Genomic DNA, 16,244 nt, shown 5'->3' on the forward strand with positions numbered 1-16,244 from the left:
CCGCGCAAACCACGCCCGACACTGAAGGATAGAAACAGCACGACACGCGAACAAGTGCACAGGTGGCCGTTCAATGGGTCCGATCCGGACAGCGTGTCATGTTGCGGCTGTTATCGCGAGCGCCCTGCATCCGCATCGCCATAAATACGCTTGCGCAGATCGCGCAAGCGTTCATCGATCTGCACACGCTGCTCGGTTCGGTCCGACACACTCGACGTGACATCGGCGATCACCTGCCGGCTCGCTACCGCATACGACTGATCTTGCTGCTCACGTTGCGGAGACGGCGTCACAGGCGGCATCGCGATGTCGCGCAACGTCTGGTGCAATGCGTCGCTGCGCGCGACGCGCTTCGTGGCATCCGGCTCCGCATCGGGCCAGAGCATGTCGGCAAGATCCGACGCGTGGCGCGGATCGATCGTGCCCGCCTGCGCGCCTTTTCTAAGCTCGTCGATCAACCGCTGCGCTTCTGTGCGACGTGCATCGACCGACAACTGGCCGCGCTTGACCCCATATGCTTCGAGTTGCGCCTGAAAATCTGCCGACGTTAAGGACGACATGGTGTTCACCTTGCTGGTCTGTACTGAAGACGCATCGCCCGCCAGCGAACTGGCGGGCTGTTGCGCACTACTATTGTGGCCGCTGCCAGGACCGCTACTGAGCAGCACGCCAGACACCGCGGCACCCGCCACGACAATCGCAGCGGCCGCCCATAGCAAGTTCTGCCGGTTCATCGCTTACACCTGCCTCGCCTTGAATAGCGGGTCGGTCACACTGGGGCTGCCCGTCTCGACGTGGCCGGCAAGCCGTCTCAGGTAACCCGTCTCGACGTTCGTCGTAACGCTCAGGTCGTACCATCCGCCGCTTGCCGACGTATTCCACTCCATTCTGCCGGTGCTTCCCGGCGCGATCTGCCCGGTACGTGTAGCGCCGCCATAAGCGTTGTCCACCACCGTCACGGTGCGCACGGTCTTGCCGGTATTGCGTGCCATGACGATCAGATTGCCATTGGGCAGATAGGCAACGGTGACTTCGAGTGTCGCCTGCCCCGTGACATTGCCCGTGAACGCGCGATAGAAACCATTCGGTCCATACACCGACAGATCGTAGAGCCCCTGTGAATCGCGCACAGGCGACCATTGGTCGGCCAGCTGGTTGCCGCTCTGAATCGTATAGAACCGCGGACCATCGCTACTCTTTGCGTCGTTCACCTGGAACACCGCGGCGGAAACGCCTTGCGCGTTGCCTGGAATGGCCTTGCCGTTGTTGGTGAACGCAAGCTGGATCGTGCCGGCAGTCAGGTTCACCGCGGCTTCCGCAAACAGCTCGTACGGTACGGGCCGCGCTTTGCGCTGTCCTGGCTCCTGGACAGGCAACGGTGCGTTCTGCGCCGGATAGGAAGACGGGTACGCCGGCGACGCGAAATAGAACTGTGTCCAGTACGCGTAGTCGAGCTGCGCCTCGGTGGCATTGAGGTTCAGCAGGTTCTGCGACACCGATGCATCGGCGGTACCGGCGAAATCGAATACCGATGTCAGATCGCCGCAAACAGCCCTGCGCCATGGGGTGATATTGCTTTCGTAGACGCTCGGATACTGACCGAGGAAGCGCTTTTCGATAAAGCGGATGACCGAGGTATGGTCGAACACTTCCGAGCTGGTCCAGCCACCCTTCGACCACGGCGATATCGCGAGCAGCGGTACACGTGGACCGAGGCCGATCGGCAACCCCGAAGTCTGTTCAATCTCGCCTTCTACGCTTACCGTCGACAGGCCTTTGCCGGCTTTCCAAGGCGGTACCGGTGCCGTGACGTGATCGTAGCCGCCGTCGCCCTCGTCGTAGCAGATCAGGAACACGGTCTTCGCCCATACGTCGGGGTTCGACGTCAGCGCCTCGAGAATGCGCGAAACGTACTGTTCGCCGAACGACGGTCCCCACCACGGGTGTTCCGACGACGAAAACGGCGGAATGATCCACGACACCTGCGGCAGACGGTTGGCAAGCACATCGTCGCGCAGCGTCGAAATGCCGCGCACGCTCATACCGCGTTGATACAGGTCCGACGTAGTCGCCGCCGATCTAAACTGTGAAAACCACGCTAGCGCATTGCAGTCGAAATTGTTCTTGTTGTCGATCCAGTTGTGGCTGGTCAGGAAGTTCGCGACTGCGTTGTACGATCCGGCGCCGCCGTCCTGATAGATGCGCCAGTCGATACCGGCCTGCTGCAAACGTTCGGGAAACGTGTTCCAGGACACCGTCGTCCCCGTATCGCTCATGAAGTTGCTGGTCGCGACGTTCGTGCCGTCGCTATTCGGCGATGCGGTACCCGTCATCAGGTACAGGCGATTGGTATTGGTCGGCCCGAGCATCGACTGATGGTAGGCATCGCAAATCGTGAATGCTTCGGCGAGCGGATAGTAGTACGGCAGATCGGTGCGCTCGTAATAGCCGATCGCGGTCGGCCACTGCACCGCCATCCACTTGTCGCAGCGGCCTTCGTTCCACAGGTTGTGATACGAGGTCCAGTCGTGATAGTCGGACGACAGCCATTGCGCCGAAGTAGTCGACGTATCGAAGTGCCATGGCACGTAATCGCGTCCGTTGTACGCCTGATACCAGTTCAGCTTGCCGTCGGCGCGCAGCACCGTACGCGGATCGTTGAAGCCTCGAACGCCGGGAAACGAGCCGAAATAGTGGTCGAAACTGCGATTTTCCTGCATCAGGACGACGATATGCGCGACATCCTCGACGGTGCCCGTCACGCGGGCCGGTTCGATCGCGAGGGCGCGCCGGATGCTATCCGGTATCGCGCCCGCTACCGCTGCCGCTCCGGCCGTCTGTGCCGCGCGCTCGAGGAATGTACGTCTGCTTATCTTTGCCATGTAAAGCACCACCTTTGTAGGGTTGTTTCACCAGGGGTTTGCACAACGATGACAAGACAGGTATTCGCGTACCCGTCGTAACGGCAGCTTCTTCAGTGCAGGGCAATTCTGGAAGGCATAGGCCGCATGTCTTCCGTTAATCTAGCGACGCGATATGACAGGTATACGTTCTTTAAGACAACTCCGTTACGGATGCCTTAGTGGATGCATTAGCAGATGCGTAGTACATCGCGGATGCTAATTTTTGGCGGGCACATGACCTTCGCTGAAGCGACGCGGTCTGGTCCACACGCGACATTGGATGTCATCCTCTAGTGTGACAAAGCGGACTTTGGCACAACGACATAATTGTTAATTTTTTGTCCTATGCTTCTCAGTGTTGGCTTGAGCGCCTCGATGCTCATCCGACCACCAGAATCTGCCTGCAGACTAGCGGTCAAATTAACGCCTTGTGCTAGGCAACGGATGTAAAGCGTACCTGGGCAGATGAATAACGGCCAATTTCATTTGAATGGATCCGACATCATGCAAGCCAGATCTCCCCACATCATTTCGTTGCTCGCCGCTAAACCCGTCTTTGAAAGCGAGGACGGTTTCATCAGTGCGGTGGATGCAAGTGTCCTGCCTATTCTGAAGTGCCTGTCCATCAAGCGTATCGTTCTGAATCCGGGCGCAATCCGCGAACCGCAGTGGAACGTCAACGCCAACCAGCTTGCGTACTGTGCATCGGGCACCGTGCTCGTATCGACCTTAGGAAACAGCGCATCGTTCTCGTCGTTCGTGGTGAAACCCGGTCAGATGTATCACGTTGAATCCGGCGCGATTTACCACATCGAGAACATTGGCCAGGAACCTGCCGAACTGATCATCGCGTTGCGTAGCGAACGCCCGCAGCACTTCTCGTTGCATTCCACCTTCAATGCGATGACGAATGCGGTGTTAGGAAACACTTACGATCTCCCTGCATCTGCATTTGCAGCGTTCGACCGCTCATCCGCTAAACAGATTGTGCGTCGGCAAGGCAATGCCGTCGTGCCATCGACCACCGGATTACCCAATGCGCGTCTGTTCGATGTCGAAGGACAGCATGCACCGCTCTCCTACAACTTTGGCTCCGCGCATCTTGCGCGCAAACAATACTGGGCGGCACTCGAAGACATCTCCATGTACTCGCTGCGGATCAAGGAAAACGGCATGAGAGATGTGCACTGGCACCCCGAGACCGCTGAAATGGGCTATGTCGAGAAAGGTAGCGCCAGAATGCGCGTGCTGGACCCCGATGGTTCGCTCGACGAGTACGAACTCAAGCAAGGCGATGTATATTTTGTCCCTCGTGCGTACCCTCACCACATCGAAACGCTCGGTGACGACGGCTTTCACTTTTTGATTTTCTTCGACCAGCCCACGCCGGGGGATATCGGCTGCAGGACCAGCGTGACTGCATTTTCACGCGAGGTGATCGGAGCGACATTCGGTGTGCTCGAGCGTAACTTGCCGCAGTTTCCCTTTACGCCGTCCGATCCCTTGATGGTTGGCCGTCTGAATCCACGCGATGCAGCAATGAATGCTTGAGTACAGGGGCGGTTGATAGCTGCCCCACCTTGCTATCGATCACAGGGAGCTCATCGATGAAAAAATTCGTGTTGTCTGTCGCAGCCAGTCTGCTGCTTGCGTCCAGCGCAATTACCAGCGCAATTGCCAGTCCCGCCGACGAAAGCGCGGTCAACGACGCGATGCAACGCTTGAGCGCAGCGATGATCGCCGGCGACGCACAACAGATGAAGGACGCGACCGCCGACACGCTATCGTACGGACACTCCAATGGTCTCGTGCAGAACCAGACGGAATTCGTCACGACGATTGCGAGCGGACAGACAAAGTATCGGCGGATCGATCTGACGCAAAGCGTGACGGCCGTCACCGGTGATACCGCTGTGATGCGCGATCACTTCGCCGGTACGGTCGAGTCCGACGGCAAGGTGAGCGACGTCAACCTCAACGTCCTGCTCGTGTGGCAGAAGCAGCATGGCGCATGGAAGCTGCTGGCGCGCCAGGCATTTCATTGAGGTCGCTACGCGCGATATCTCCATACCGAGACGCCGGCTGGATCGATAGCGAACTGGCAGCGATCGCTTTCGTGCCGGCCGTCTTCTTCGTTGGCAAACTCCAGGCAGACGCTGCCCACGTTCACGCTGACGTAGCGCTCACCGTGACGTAAGCCGACCGCGCCAATCGTGCCTACGTGCACTCCGTTCGGCGATGGCACGATTGCGTGCGACGACACTCTCCACATCACCTCACACCCCGACGGGATTGAACGGTCGGCCGTTTCCAGCACGAATCCGCCGCGGGCTTCAATCAACCCCGGCGCCTTGATCACGCCCTGCCCGACATTGTGCAAGCCTAGCAACTCGGCGACGCGCATCGTGGCCGGCCGCTCGAAGACCTGTTCGACTGGACCGCTTTGTAGAACGCGCCCCTGTTCGATTACCAGTACTTCGTCGGCGAGTAGCGCAGCCTCGTCGGGATCGTGCGTGACGATGACCGTGACCGCGGAGATTTCCCGCTGTAGATCGCGCAACGATTGCTGTAAGCGCCGCCGCCGCGGTGTATCGAGCGCCGCGAACGGCTCGTCGAACAGCAGCAACTGGTTGTGACGCGTCAGCGCGCGAGCCAGCGCAACACGCTGGCGCTGACCGAATGACAGCTGATGCGGCAAACGATCCACCAGCGCTGCGAGACCAAGATGTTCGAGCCAGTACTGTGCACTCGCTGCATCGGCATCGACGGGAAACGCGAGTTGCTGCGCGACCGTCATGTGGGGAAACAGACCGTAGTCCTGCGGCATATAACCGATCTGTCGCCGCTCGGGTGGCTGCCCGTCGAGATCGGTTCCGCCGAGCGTCACCGCACCACCCTCGTTCGGCTCCAGTCCGGCGATCAGGCGCAGCGCCATCGATTTGCCCGACCCTGAAGGACCGATGATCGCGAGTCGTCGTGTCGATGGTGCCCACGCGATGTCGAGACTGAACGTGCCGAGGTGTCTGGCTAGCTGCACAGCAAGCCGCAGATCGGGCGCAGCACTTGCGGGTGCCGAAGTCGCTGCGATGACTGACGGTTCGTCGCCGTTGTCCATCTTTGCAAGTGTGCCTGCGCGATTGCCGCGACTATAGATCGATAGTGCGGCACACACTAAAGCGATGGCTAACGTCGGCAACAACAACGGCATCATCGCGGGCAGACCCTGACCGCCGAACACGACGTAGGTGTAGACCGGCAACGAATACGGGTGATAGGCAACCATCACTGTCGCGCCGAATTCGCCGAACGCACGCAACCACGCAAGCGCGAGACCGGCACGTATCGCAGGCCATGCAACGGGGAGCATTACGCGGAAAAAACGGCTGCCTGCATGATGGCCAAGCGTCGCCGCTACATCGTCGAACACAGGATCGACCGCTGCGAACGCCGAGCGCGCCGCCACGATCAGGAACGGTGCGGCGACAAAGGTTTCGGCGAGGACGATGCCGGCAAACGAATCGGTCAACATGCCACCGAACACACGGCCGATCCAGCTATACGGCCCAAGCAGAAACAACAGCAACACACCGCTCGTGAGCGGCGGCAACGCGAGCGGCAGTTGCACCACGAAACCGAGCAACGCCGTCCAGCGCGACGACGATCGCGCGAGCCAGTAACCGAGCGGCACGCCGCCCGCGAGGATGATCAGGGCCGCTACGCTCGCACTCGCGGCAGACACGCCAACGGCCGACCACGTCGCCCGCCAGTCGACGCCCGCCCAGTCCGCGTGACCGATCTGCGGAATGCTCGCGAGAAACGGCGCGCACAGATAAACCGCGAGCAGCGCGGCGAGCCACAGCAAGGGCCGTGGCGCGGAACGCATCATTGCGCCGCGTCGATCACGGCCTGCAACGACGGCGGCACGGCGCGCGCATCGCCGGTCACCACCGGCTTGATCACATCGACGCCGTGTTCCTTCAGCAACGCACGCCCTTTCTCGCTCAACAGAAAATCGACGAAGCGCGTCGCGCCGGCCGCATTCGCCGCATCGCTCAAGATGGTCAGCGTGTAGCTGGCCTTGGCCTGCAATTCAGGCGCGGGACGGAACGCGGGAATTTTCAGGTCCGATGTTTCGGTCGAATAGAAAAACCCTGCATCGAGCTGGCCCGATTGCAGACGTCCAACGAGCGTCTCTTCGGGCAGTACCTGATCGGGATTGTCGGGCGCTCCAAGCGTCTTCTCGACGAGGTCCGGCTGATGATAAAGCCCAGCCGCCTTGTTCATCATCTCGACGGTAAACGCGCCCTTCGGATCGAGCTTCGGATCGGTTCGGCCGATACGGATGCCCGGTTCCTGCAGCACCTGGTCCCAGCGTTTCTTCTTGAAGTCGGCGGCGAAACGGCTTTGCGGGTTGTAGCCGATCATCAGCGGCGATTCGGCGAAGCTCACATACCAGTTCACATGATCGCCGTTGGCCGCACCCATGAGGCTCGTATTCACCTTCGGGCTCGCGCTGATGAACACGTCGCCGCGGCGCAGCTTGCCCTTGATCTCGTTGGCGATCTTGTTCGAGCCGGCCGCATAGCCCTGGAAGTGCAGGCCGGTTTCCTTCTCGAACGCCGGACCTACGCTGCGCTCCATCAGGTTGACCAGCGAACCGGCGTACAGCACGTTGACCGTTGTATCGTCGGCAGCGTGGGCGCTCGCGCTCAACACACCTGTCAACATCGCACACGACAGCAGCAGCTTGCGAAACATGTCATTCCCCGTATCGTTATAACGGCCCATATATTACGACGAGCTGCGGGCTTTCTGCTTGAAGACGGGGGAAACGGAGTGTGGCGTTACTGGCCTGCGGAATCTTCCGGGTGCCAGGCGGTATAGAGGAAGGGTTTGGTCGCTGCGGTGGAGCTGGCGTTGGGATTGGCTACGCTTTGAAAGTGCGCGTTGAACTGCTGCATCCGCTGGTCGACACGGCGCGCATATCCTCGTCCGCCGCCGCTATATCGATGCAGTGCGGCGCCGAGATCGCCGTCGGCGTCGTCGAGATAGCCGCGCAGTATCGCCGACCCAAGGTGCACATTGGTCGCGGGATCGGACAGATCGCCGGCGCGCGCAAGCAGTTGCGGATGCGCGGCCGGCAGTATCTGCATGAGCCCGCGCGCGCCGGCCACGCTCACTGCGTGACGGTTGAAACCCGATTCGACCGCCATCACGGCCAGCAGTAAAACAGGTGACATGCCGTAGCGGTTCGCTTCGGTGAGCACGGCATGAGCGATCTTGATCGAATCGGCTCGTGTCACGCGAAACTGTGCGCAAAGCGCGCTGACGATATCGTCCAGTTCGGGCGCAATCGGTGTCGCTGCGGTATCGGCCGCGCTATCGCTTGCAACCATTGGAGCCGTAATCGACTGCGCGTTGGTAACCGGCGAGAAACCGGCCAGCAAAAAAACGATCGTCACGAATGCAGCCTTGAGAACCGATGCCACGCGCAAGCGCGCGCCGGCCATTCCGTTCAGTGCGTTGATTCCATGCATAGGGTTCGCCTTCTTCCGGATTCAGCGACTCTACGCAAGGCGGCATAGCGAATTTCGAAAGAAGTGCGAGTTTGGTGTAAAGCGGACGTAAACGAAAGTGCGCTGTAATCTGCGGTGTAGTCGCCCGGTCTATGATTCGATGGGAGAATCTGAATCCATCGAGTCTCGCCTACTGTGGAGAAGCAATGTCCGCCCATCAAACTACCGATCACGGAGTCGTTACGGTTGCCAGCCGCCATTCGGTGCAGGAAACCGTCGCGAGGTTTGAATCGCTGATCAAGACAAAGCAATTGACGCTGTTCGCGCACATCGACTTCAGCGGCGACGCGCAACGCGAGGGTCTTGCGATGCAGCCGTCGCAGCTGCTCGTGTTCGGCAATCCGCGTGCCGGTACACCGCTCATGCAAGCGGTGCCCACTGCGGCCCTCGATCTGCCGCTCAAGGTGCTGGTGTGGGAGGACGCGGACAAACACGTCTGGGTCTCGTACAACGCGGCGCAGTATCTACAGCAGCGGCACGGGTTGCCCGATGATCTGGTGAAGCCGCTTAGCGGTGTGGCTGCGTTGGTGAGCGCCGCGGTCTCCAGCGACGCTATTTGATCGACTGGATCTGCGCCTGGCTCAACTCCCACGTATGCGGCGGCAGCGGAATGAAGTGCACCGTATCGAGGTACGCTTCATTCGTTTCGGACGGCACGATCGACCACAGCAGGAATCTGCGCAGCGCCGCGGCAGTCGTCGCGTCGGGTTGCTTCGTCGACACAATCGCATACTCATAGTTGACGAGCGGATACGTACCCGGTGCAGGCGCAAACACGAGGCTCAGACGTTCGTCGGCCGGTGTACGCGGACCGAGCGAAGCAGCGCCCGCCGTAATCGTCTCCTTGCTCGGCAAGACAAATTCTCCGGCACCGTTCTTGAGCGCCGCAGTGCCGAGTTGCGCCGCCGACAGTTTGTCGGTAAAGCTGACACCGACGTACCCAATCGACCCAGGCGTCGCCTGCAACGCCTTCACCATGCCGTCATTGCCCACTGCCGTCGCACCACCCGGCACGCTCGGCCACGCGATCGTCGTACCGTATCCGTGAGCGTTTTCCCAGTCGGACGTCGCGAACGACAGGAACTGCGTGAACACGAACGTATCGCCCGAGCCCTCAGCACGATGGATCGGCACGATCGCCTGATGCGGCAATTTCACGCCCGGATTGAGCGCCGCGATCTGCGGTGCGTCCCAGTTGCGAATCGCACCTGAATAGATCGCGGCGAGCACCGTGCCGTCCAGCTTCAGATGCGTTGCGTTCAGCCCAGGCACGTTGTAGTTGACCGTCTGCGCCGCGATAGCGAGCGGCACGTTGATGACTTGCGGGTGTTGCCGCATTTCGACATCGGACATATACGCGTCGGATGCGCCGATCTCCACCTTGCCCGCCAGCACCTGCTCGATACCGTTGCCCGAACCGGTCGCACCCACGGTGATGTGCACGCCGGGATGTGTCTTCGTGTATGCGTCGACCCACGTCGTAAAGAGCGGGTACAGCAGCGTCGAGCCGGTTTCGCGCAACGTGAGGTCTTGCGCGTGGGTCAACGAGCTTGTCAACAAGGTAAGCGCGGCCACGCACAGCGGCGCCGCGACGAGTGGTCGCCAGCGTTGTCGCCAGGACAAGCGCAACGCGTGTTTCTTACGGTGGTCGATCATCTATGTCTCCGTCGATACGCGAAAATCATCTCTTCTGCGAGAAGCCTGACGATGTGACTCAAGCGCACCTAGCGCCCGATCTCGTCAAGACTCACCCCGTTCGTTTCGATGCGGTATAGCCACGTGACCACCGCGCCGAGAATCGACGTGCCCACGAGAATGTAGAGCAGCGGCGCCGTACCGATGCCCGTCAGCAGAATCGGAAACAGGAACGCAGTCGCGACCGCGCCGATCTTGCCGACCGCCGCCGCAAACCCCGCCCCCGTACCGCGAATCGCGGTCGGAAACACTTCGCCGGCCAGCAGATAGGTCTGCGCGTTAGGGCCCAGGTTGGTCATGAAGTTGAACAACATGAAGCCCGCGAAGATCACCACAGTCTTGGTCGATCCTTCAAAGCCATCGGAAAACGAAGCAACGAGCAAACCCGCTGCGCAACCGATAAAGCCGACCACCTGCAACCAGATCCGCCCGACCTTGTCCGCGAGAATCACCGCGAACACAATGCCGACGATCAGCAGCATGGTGATGAGCGCAGCCCCTTTTGCGGCGAGGATGTCGTTGAGAATCAGATCGGTGATGCTGCGCACATGGTCGGGCTTGCTGCCGAATGCCGCGGCAAGAATGGTCGGTGTAAAGATGCCGATGCCATACGTACCGAGATCCTGCAAAAACCACGGCACCGAAGCAAGGATCGTCGCGCGCCGGTTGCGCTTTGCGAACAACGCGAGAAAGCTCCCCTTGCCGCCGTGGCCGGCAGCGGCCAGTTCGACTTCACGCGATAGCGCGATGCTCGTCGGATACTGCGGCGCACGCACGAGCAAACGTCGTGTAGCGGCTTCGGCGCGGTCGACGGCGCCACGAATATGCAACCAGCTCGGGCTCTCTGTGATGAAGAAGCGGCCGATCGTCACGGCGAGAGCCGGGATGATCGCCGTGCCGTACATCCAGCGCCACGCATCGAGATTCGGAATCGTCGACAGAACGAGGAAGCCCACCGCCGTGCCGCCCAATGCGCCTAACGCCTGGAAACCGAACGCAGCCAGCACGAGCTTGCCACGCGCGCTGCTGGGAATACTTTCGGAGATGATCATGTGCGCGGTCGGATAGTCACAGCCGAGCGCAACGCCGAGGCCAAACAGACAGATCACCAGCGAGACGAAATTCGTGCAGAACACCAGCAGCACGAGAAACGCGACGAAGATGATCATCTCGACGATGAACATCCGCTTGCGCCCGAAGTAATCGGACATGCCACCCAGACCAACCGCACCGACCAGAATCCCCATCAAGCTCGCGGCGCTGATCAGGCCGTTCTGCGCGGCACCAATGCCGAACTCGCGCGAGATCAACGGAAGCGCGACGCCCGTCATGAACACCACGAAGCCTTCGAAGAATTTGCCGGCGGCCGCGAGAGCCCAGATGCGCCACTGCATGCCGGTCATCGGTACCGTCGGGAGATGCGTTCCGTCGGGCCACATCGGGCGTTCGTCGATGTACTGCTGGACCGACTTCGTACTGCTGGGCCGCAAGCCTTGGGGATCTGCCGCGTCATGCATAACTCGCTCCTTGCTTGTGGGGTTGCTGCTGTCTTCGCGTTTGCTTTTCTGCCGACGGAGTGCGAGAGGCGCGCCTGAACGGCACACGGATCTGGAATCGGGGATCGGAGTGATGCGATGCCAGCGTACCTGCGACCGGCTTGTCGCTCTGGCATTGATTGGCCAGTCAGGCGGACATGCTGCCGATGGCGGATGTCGAATGCGTGACATCGGGCAAGAGAAGGCTGTGGTGCGGGTACGAAGGGAGCGTACCCGCGCGCGGAAGTGATTGGATGGGCGATTACGCTTACAAGGCTTTCAATTCGCGCTCACCAACACGCTACGCGCACTACGAAACAAACGGAAACTTCACATCGCGCGCCGCTGCGAGCATCGACAGTGTGATCTTGCGCACTTCAAGCTTGCTCTGCGTAATATGCGCACGCAACAGGATGCTGGCCTCGGCCACCCTCGCGCGTTCGATCAGTTGCAGCATCTTCCCGTGTTCTTCGTAGGTTGCGCTGGTGCGATGCGGCTTCAGAAAATCGAGGCGTCGCACAATGCGAATCCGCTCGGTCACGTCGTTGTGCACCCGGAGCATTTCGCCGTTACCGGTCGCCGCCACGAGTTGCCGATGAAAATCCTCATCCATCGCGAACATCACCACCGAATCGGCTTCGCGCTGCTCGGGCTCGATGCACCATATCGCCTTCAGTGTATCGATGGCGGCATGCGGCGCATCGCCGGCGCCGAGGCGTTCGAGCGCAGCGAGTTCCAGCACGATACGCAGATCGTAAAGCTGATCGAGCTGATCGAAGTCGATCTGCGCAACCTTCCAGCCGCGCCGAAAACCGACTTCCAGATAACCCTCGCGTTGCAGCCGGAACAGCCCGTCGCGCATCGGTGTGCGCGACACGCCGTAATACTGCGCGATATCGTTCTCGGAGAACCGGTCGCCCGGGAATAACCGGAAACTGAAGATGTCGGTCTTCAGCCGCTGATAGACCTGCTCGGCCAACGCGTTCGGTGCGTTCGGCACACTCGTCGCTTCGGAGTCTGCGTCTGCCGGTGTCGTGTCGCTGGTCTCGTGTTCGGACATGGTGCGCGATCTCCTCGCCGGGTTTTCAGGGTTGATCATTCGGGAGCCGCAATCAGACTGACGTGCGCAGCCACGATCTTCCAGCCCGCGCCGGTTTCCTGCGGGGCACCGAGTCTCGCCCACGTCTGCATCTGCCTGCCGAGCAGCGGTGTCGCATCGCTCGTGAATTCGGTGCTGACTGTCGCATAGTCGCTACCGAACGTCGTCACTACCGTGCGATGCAACCGTCGCGAGGCCGGCACCGGTTCGCAGTCTGCGCGCCACGCGCGGATCGCTTCACCGCCATGCTGGACTTCGGCAATACCGTAACGCACGGTCTGCGGCGTATGCCAGAACAACGCGTTCATCGTATCGACTTCGTGTGCAACGAGTGCACGCTCGTAGTCGAAAAATGCCGCCGCCACTTCGGCGACGACTTCGGGGCGGTTCACATCCATGGTCATCGCTCCATCGTGAACGCCGCAAGCGGCGCTGTCCAGCCGACAATGCCGCCCTGCGAACGGATCATCTCGAGACTCGCCTGTTTGAACGCAGGAAAATAACTCGCCGTTGCGTCTTCGACGAGTAGGCAGGTGTAGCCGCGATCGTTGGCTTCGCGCATCGAGGACTGCACGCACACTTCCGTCGTCACGCCCGCAAACACCAGATGCGTGATCTCGCGTGCGCGCAGTTCGTCGTCGAGCGTGGTCGCATAGAACGCGCCTTTGCCGGGCTTATCGATCACGATTTCACCCGCGGCCGGCGCGAGCGCGTCGACGATCGCATTGCCCGGTTCGCCGCGCACCAGAATGCGCCCCATCGGTCCCGGATCGCCGATACGCATGCGCGGTGTGCCGCGCAGCCGCTTCGCGGGCGGACAGTCGGACAGATCCGGCGCATGCGACTCGCGTGTATGCACGATCGTCCAGCCGTCGGTCCGCGCGAGCGCGAGCAGTTCGGCAACGGCCGGTACGATCGCGGCAAGCAGCGAGACATCGTTGCCGAGCGACTCGCCAAAGCCGCCGGGTTCGATGAAATCGCGCTGCATGTCGATCACGATCAACGCGGTGTGTGACGCGTCGAATGCGAACGGTCCCGGTTGTGCGGCGATTTCGACGGTCATGGTTTAGCTCCGGAGTAAGCAGACGCACGTGACGATTGCGGCGTCACGGCGGATCGCTCCGACATATGCGTGGGCTCGCTGCTGTGCCCCGCCATGTGTTGACCCAACACCGCACGCTCGGCCTGCTCTGCCGGTGTTTCGAACACCAGCCGGCCTTCCGCCATCACCGCGATCCGGTCCGCGAGTTCGAGCAGCTCATCGAGATCTTCGCTGACGAGCAACACCGCAGCGCCTGCATCGCGCGCTGCGAGCAAGCGTGCATGAATGTCGGCCACCGACGCGAAGTCGAGACCAAACACAGGATTCGCGACGATCAACACGTCTACCGGTTGACCGAGTTCGCGCGCCAGCACCGCGCGCTGCACGTTGCCGCCCGAGAGCGTACCGATCGCACGCTCGGGGACCGGCGGCCGCACATTGAAATCGTGAATCCGGCGTTCGGCGCGTTCGCGCAATGCGGCGCGGTCGAGTCGCCAGCCGCCGCGGCGAACCGGCGCGCGATCGAAATCGCGCAAGGCCAGATTCTCCGCAATGCTCATGCTGGCCACGCAGGCATTTTTCAACGGCTCTTCCGGGATCGCGAATACGCGCAGCGCAGTCATTTCTTCGCGAGTCGCGCGATACGGCCGGTCGGCGATCCGCATTTCGCCCGCGGCAAGATGTCGCTGGCCGACCAGTGCTTCGACCAACTCTTTCTGTCCGTTGCCCGATACCCCTGCGAGACCGAGAATTTCGCCGGCACGCACATCGAGCGTGACGTGTCGTACCGCTGTGTGGCCGCGATCGTCGTCGATCGAGACATCGCGCATCGCGAGCCGTACCGGTGCCTCGCGATCGACCGGTCGGCGTGCGGCGCGTCCTGGCGCGGCCGGCACATGCAACGGTACTGACCCGGACGACGCATCGGCGGTGCCCATCATCCAGTTCGCGAGTTGCTCGCGGCCGGTGTTCACCACCGCCGAGGTGCCCACGCAGCGCCCTTTGCGCAACACGGTCACATCGTCGGCGTAGGCCATCACTTCGCGAAACTTGTGCGTGATCATCAACACGGTCAATTCGCAGCGCGTTGTCAGCGCGCGCATCAGGCCGAGCACTTCGTCCGCTTCTTGCGGCGTCAGCACCGAGGTCGGCTCGTCGAGAATCAGGAAGCGTTGTTGCAAGTACAACTGCTTCAAGATCTCGAGCTTCTGCTTTTCTCCCGCAGCTAGCCCTGCGACCGGCGCATCGAGCGGCAACCTGAACGGCATGCGTTGCATGAACGCCGTCAGTGCCGCACGCTCGGTTTTCCAGTCGATCTTCCACGGCAGGCTACCGCGCGTGAGCAGCAGGTTCTCTTCTACCGATAATCCCGCGGCAAGCGTGAAGTGCTGATACACCATGCCGATGCCAAGTGCCTGCGCATCGCGCGGCGATGCAATGGCGACCTCGCGACCGTCGACGACGATCTGCCCTTCGTCGAGCAACCCATAACCGACGAGTCCCTTCACCAGCGTGCTCTTGCCCGCGCCGTTTTCGCCGAGCAGTGCGTGTATCGTGCCGGGCGCGATCTTGATCGAGACGTTATCGAGTGCGCGAAACGCGCCGAACGATTTCGACGCGCCCAGCACTTCGATGCCCGCGGCGCCGGAACGCGCCGGCAACTGACCGATGGCGGCCATGATCAGTTACCGAGCGCTGCGAGCAGCGCCTGCGAATCGGACACCGTGCCGAACACACCGCCCTGCATCGTGATCATATGCAGCGCGGCAGCGTGATTGCTCTGGTCGGTCGCGCCGCAGCAGTCCGCCAGCACCGTGCATTCGAAGCCGCGATCGTTTGCTTCGCGCATCGTGGTGTGGACGCAGACATCGGTGGTGATGCCCGTCAGCACGAGATTCTCGATGCCGCGCGTGCGCAGGATCAGTTCGAGATCGGTGGCGCAAAACGAGCCTTTGCCTGGCTTGTCGATCACGATCTCGCCCGGCAGCGGTGCGAGTTCGTCGATGATCTGCCAGCCCGGTTCGCCGCGCACGAGGATCTTGCCGCACGGGCCCGCATCGCCGATGCCGACGCCGTCGGTCCCCGCACGCCGGCTGCGCCAGCGTTTATTGGCGGGGAGATCGGAGAGGTCCGGACGATGCCCCTCGCGCGTATGAATGATCGTGAAACCCTGCGCGCGCATCACCGCAAGCACACCGCGAATCGGTTCGATCGGTGCGCGCGTCATCGACAGGTCATATCCCATCTTGTCGACGTAGCCACCGTAGCCGCAGAAATCCGTCTGCATATCGATGATGACGAGTGCGGTGTTCGCGGCTTGCAGATCGCCGTTGTACGGCCAGGGGTACGGTTTGGCTTCGATGTATCGGTTCATGTTTCTCGATCCTTGCGGGG

Annotated in this window: 15 protein-coding genes; 3 read left to right on the forward strand and 12 right to left on the reverse strand. The window is 61.2% G+C overall.

The window, feature by feature from the left end; genetic code table 11:
- Positions 1–110 precede the first annotated feature (110 nt).
- Positions 111–734, reverse strand: coding sequence for a phospholipase C accessory protein PlcR (gene plcR / locus M0D65_RS01105; RefSeq protein WP_266250481.1), 624 nt, complete (start codon positions 732–734; stop codon positions 111–113).
- 3 nt (positions 735–737) lie between these two features.
- The gene (locus M0D65_RS01110) at positions 738–2,882 is read right to left on the reverse strand and encodes a phosphocholine-specific phospholipase C (protein WP_266250483.1); all 2,145 of its coding nucleotides are present in this window, start codon (positions 2,880–2,882) and stop codon (positions 738–740) included.
- Between the two features lie 525 nt (positions 2,883–3,407).
- Here M0D65_RS01110 and M0D65_RS01115 point away from each other — a divergent pair.
- On the forward strand, positions 3,408–4,454 hold the full coding sequence (locus M0D65_RS01115) for a cupin domain-containing protein (protein ID WP_266250485.1): 1,047 nt from the start codon (positions 3,408–3,410) through the stop codon (positions 4,452–4,454).
- Between the two features lie 56 nt (positions 4,455–4,510).
- Entirely contained in the window at positions 4,511–4,948 is a 438-nt protein-coding gene (locus M0D65_RS01120; protein ID WP_266250486.1) for a nuclear transport factor 2 family protein, read from the forward strand.
- Positions 4,949–4,953: 5 nt separating this feature from the next.
- Here the strand turns inward: M0D65_RS01120 and M0D65_RS01125 are convergent, their stop codons facing one another.
- From M0D65_RS01125 to M0D65_RS01135, 3 genes are all read right to left on the reverse strand, one after another.
- A complete protein-coding gene (locus M0D65_RS01125) occupies positions 4,954–6,789 on the reverse strand; it encodes an ATP-binding cassette domain-containing protein (protein WP_266250488.1) in 1,836 nt (611 codons plus the stop codon).
- Positions 6,786–7,661, reverse strand: a complete 876-nt coding sequence (locus M0D65_RS01130; protein ID WP_266250489.1) for an extracellular solute-binding protein — start codon at positions 7,659–7,661, stop codon at positions 6,786–6,788. Before M0D65_RS01130 ends, M0D65_RS01125 begins: the two co-directional genes overlap by 4 nt.
- Before the next feature lie 86 nt (positions 7,662–7,747).
- Positions 7,748–8,440 (reverse strand): lytic transglycosylase domain-containing protein, encoded by a 693-nt coding sequence (locus tag M0D65_RS01135; RefSeq protein ID WP_266250491.1) that lies wholly within the window; start codon positions 8,438–8,440, stop codon positions 7,748–7,750.
- A 185-nt stretch (positions 8,441–8,625) separates the two neighbouring features.
- Here M0D65_RS01135 and M0D65_RS01140 point away from each other — a divergent pair, with 185 nt between their 5' ends.
- The gene (locus M0D65_RS01140) at positions 8,626–9,039 is read left to right on the forward strand and encodes a DUF302 domain-containing protein (protein WP_266250493.1); all 414 of its coding nucleotides are present in this window, start codon (positions 8,626–8,628) and stop codon (positions 9,037–9,039) included.
- Here M0D65_RS01140 and pstS read toward each other — a convergent pair.
- From pstS to M0D65_RS01175, 7 genes are all read right to left on the reverse strand, one after another.
- Positions 9,032–10,135, reverse strand: coding sequence for a phosphate ABC transporter substrate-binding protein PstS (gene pstS, locus M0D65_RS01145; protein WP_266250495.1), 1,104 nt, complete (start codon positions 10,133–10,135; stop codon positions 9,032–9,034). The genes M0D65_RS01140 and pstS overlap by 8 nt on opposite strands.
- Before the next feature lie 68 nt (positions 10,136–10,203).
- Positions 10,204–11,691: an MFS transporter gene (locus M0D65_RS01150; protein WP_211367965.1), complete on the reverse strand. Its 1,488-nt coding sequence runs from the start codon at positions 11,689–11,691 to the stop codon at positions 10,204–10,206.
- Positions 11,692–12,019: 328 nt separating this feature from the next.
- A complete protein-coding gene (locus M0D65_RS01155) occupies positions 12,020–12,769 on the reverse strand; it encodes a GntR family transcriptional regulator (protein ID WP_266250499.1) in 750 nt (249 codons plus the stop codon).
- A gap of 35 nt (positions 12,770–12,804) precedes the next feature.
- Entirely contained in the window at positions 12,805–13,206 is a 402-nt protein-coding gene (gene hpxZ, locus M0D65_RS01160) for an oxalurate catabolism protein HpxZ (RefSeq protein ID WP_266250501.1), read from the reverse strand.
- A 2-nt stretch (positions 13,207–13,208) separates the two neighbouring features.
- Positions 13,209–13,871: a cysteine hydrolase family protein gene (locus M0D65_RS01165; RefSeq protein WP_266250503.1), complete on the reverse strand. Its 663-nt coding sequence runs from the start codon at positions 13,869–13,871 to the stop codon at positions 13,209–13,211.
- Positions 13,868–15,529 carry an ABC transporter ATP-binding protein gene (locus M0D65_RS01170; protein WP_266250505.1) on the reverse strand — a complete coding sequence of 554 codons (1,662 nt, stop codon included), beginning with the start codon at positions 15,527–15,529 and terminating at the stop codon, positions 13,868–13,870. Before M0D65_RS01170 ends, M0D65_RS01165 begins: the two co-directional genes overlap by 4 nt.
- Before the next feature lie 2 nt (positions 15,530–15,531).
- Positions 15,532–16,224 carry a cysteine hydrolase family protein gene (locus tag M0D65_RS01175; RefSeq protein ID WP_266250507.1) on the reverse strand — a complete coding sequence of 231 codons (693 nt, stop codon included), beginning with the start codon at positions 16,222–16,224 and terminating at the stop codon, positions 15,532–15,534.
- Positions 16,225–16,244 lie beyond the last annotated feature (20 nt).

This window comes from Paraburkholderia sp. CHISQ3 (genome assembly GCF_030464945.1).
GTDB lineage: Bacteria > Pseudomonadota > Gammaproteobacteria > Burkholderiales > Burkholderiaceae > Paraburkholderia > Paraburkholderia megapolitana.

Coding starts and splice junctions, on each gene's coding strand:
- M0D65_RS01125 (WP_266250488.1), bottom strand. CDS start 6,789: ATGATGCGTTCCGCGCCACGGCCCTTGCTGTGGCTCGCCGCGCTGCTC.
- M0D65_RS01130 (WP_266250489.1), bottom strand. CDS start 7,661: ATGTTTCGCAAGCTGCTGCTGTCGTGTGCGATGTTGACAGGTGTGTTG.
- M0D65_RS01155 (WP_266250499.1), bottom strand. CDS start 12,769: ATGTCCGAACACGAGACCAGCGACACGACACCGGCAGACGCAGACTCC.
- M0D65_RS01175 (WP_266250507.1), bottom strand. CDS start 16,224: ATGAACCGATACATCGAAGCCAAACCGTACCCCTGGCCGTACAACGGC.
- M0D65_RS01120 (WP_266250486.1), top strand. CDS start 4,511: ATGAAAAAATTCGTGTTGTCTGTCGCAGCCAGTCTGCTGCTTGCGTCC.
- hpxZ (WP_266250501.1), bottom strand. CDS start 13,206: ATGGATGTGAACCGCCCCGAAGTCGTCGCCGAAGTGGCGGCGGCATTT.
- M0D65_RS01170 (WP_266250505.1), bottom strand. CDS start 15,529: ATGGCCGCCATCGGTCAGTTGCCGGCGCGTTCCGGCGCCGCGGGCATC.
- M0D65_RS01110 (WP_266250483.1), bottom strand. CDS start 2,882: ATGGCAAAGATAAGCAGACGTACATTCCTCGAGCGCGCGGCACAGACG.
- plcR (WP_266250481.1), bottom strand. CDS start 734: ATGAACCGGCAGAACTTGCTATGGGCGGCCGCTGCGATTGTCGTGGCG.
- M0D65_RS01115 (WP_266250485.1), top strand. CDS start 3,408: ATGCAAGCCAGATCTCCCCACATCATTTCGTTGCTCGCCGCTAAACCC.
- M0D65_RS01150 (WP_211367965.1), bottom strand. CDS start 11,691: ATGCATGACGCGGCAGATCCCCAAGGCTTGCGGCCCAGCAGTACGAAG.
- M0D65_RS01135 (WP_266250491.1), bottom strand. CDS start 8,440: ATGCATGGAATCAACGCACTGAACGGAATGGCCGGCGCGCGCTTGCGC.
- M0D65_RS01140 (WP_266250493.1), top strand. CDS start 8,626: ATGTCCGCCCATCAAACTACCGATCACGGAGTCGTTACGGTTGCCAGC.
- M0D65_RS01165 (WP_266250503.1), bottom strand. CDS start 13,871: ATGACCGTCGAAATCGCCGCACAACCGGGACCGTTCGCATTCGACGCG.
- pstS (WP_266250495.1), bottom strand. CDS start 10,135: ATGATCGACCACCGTAAGAAACACGCGTTGCGCTTGTCCTGGCGACAA.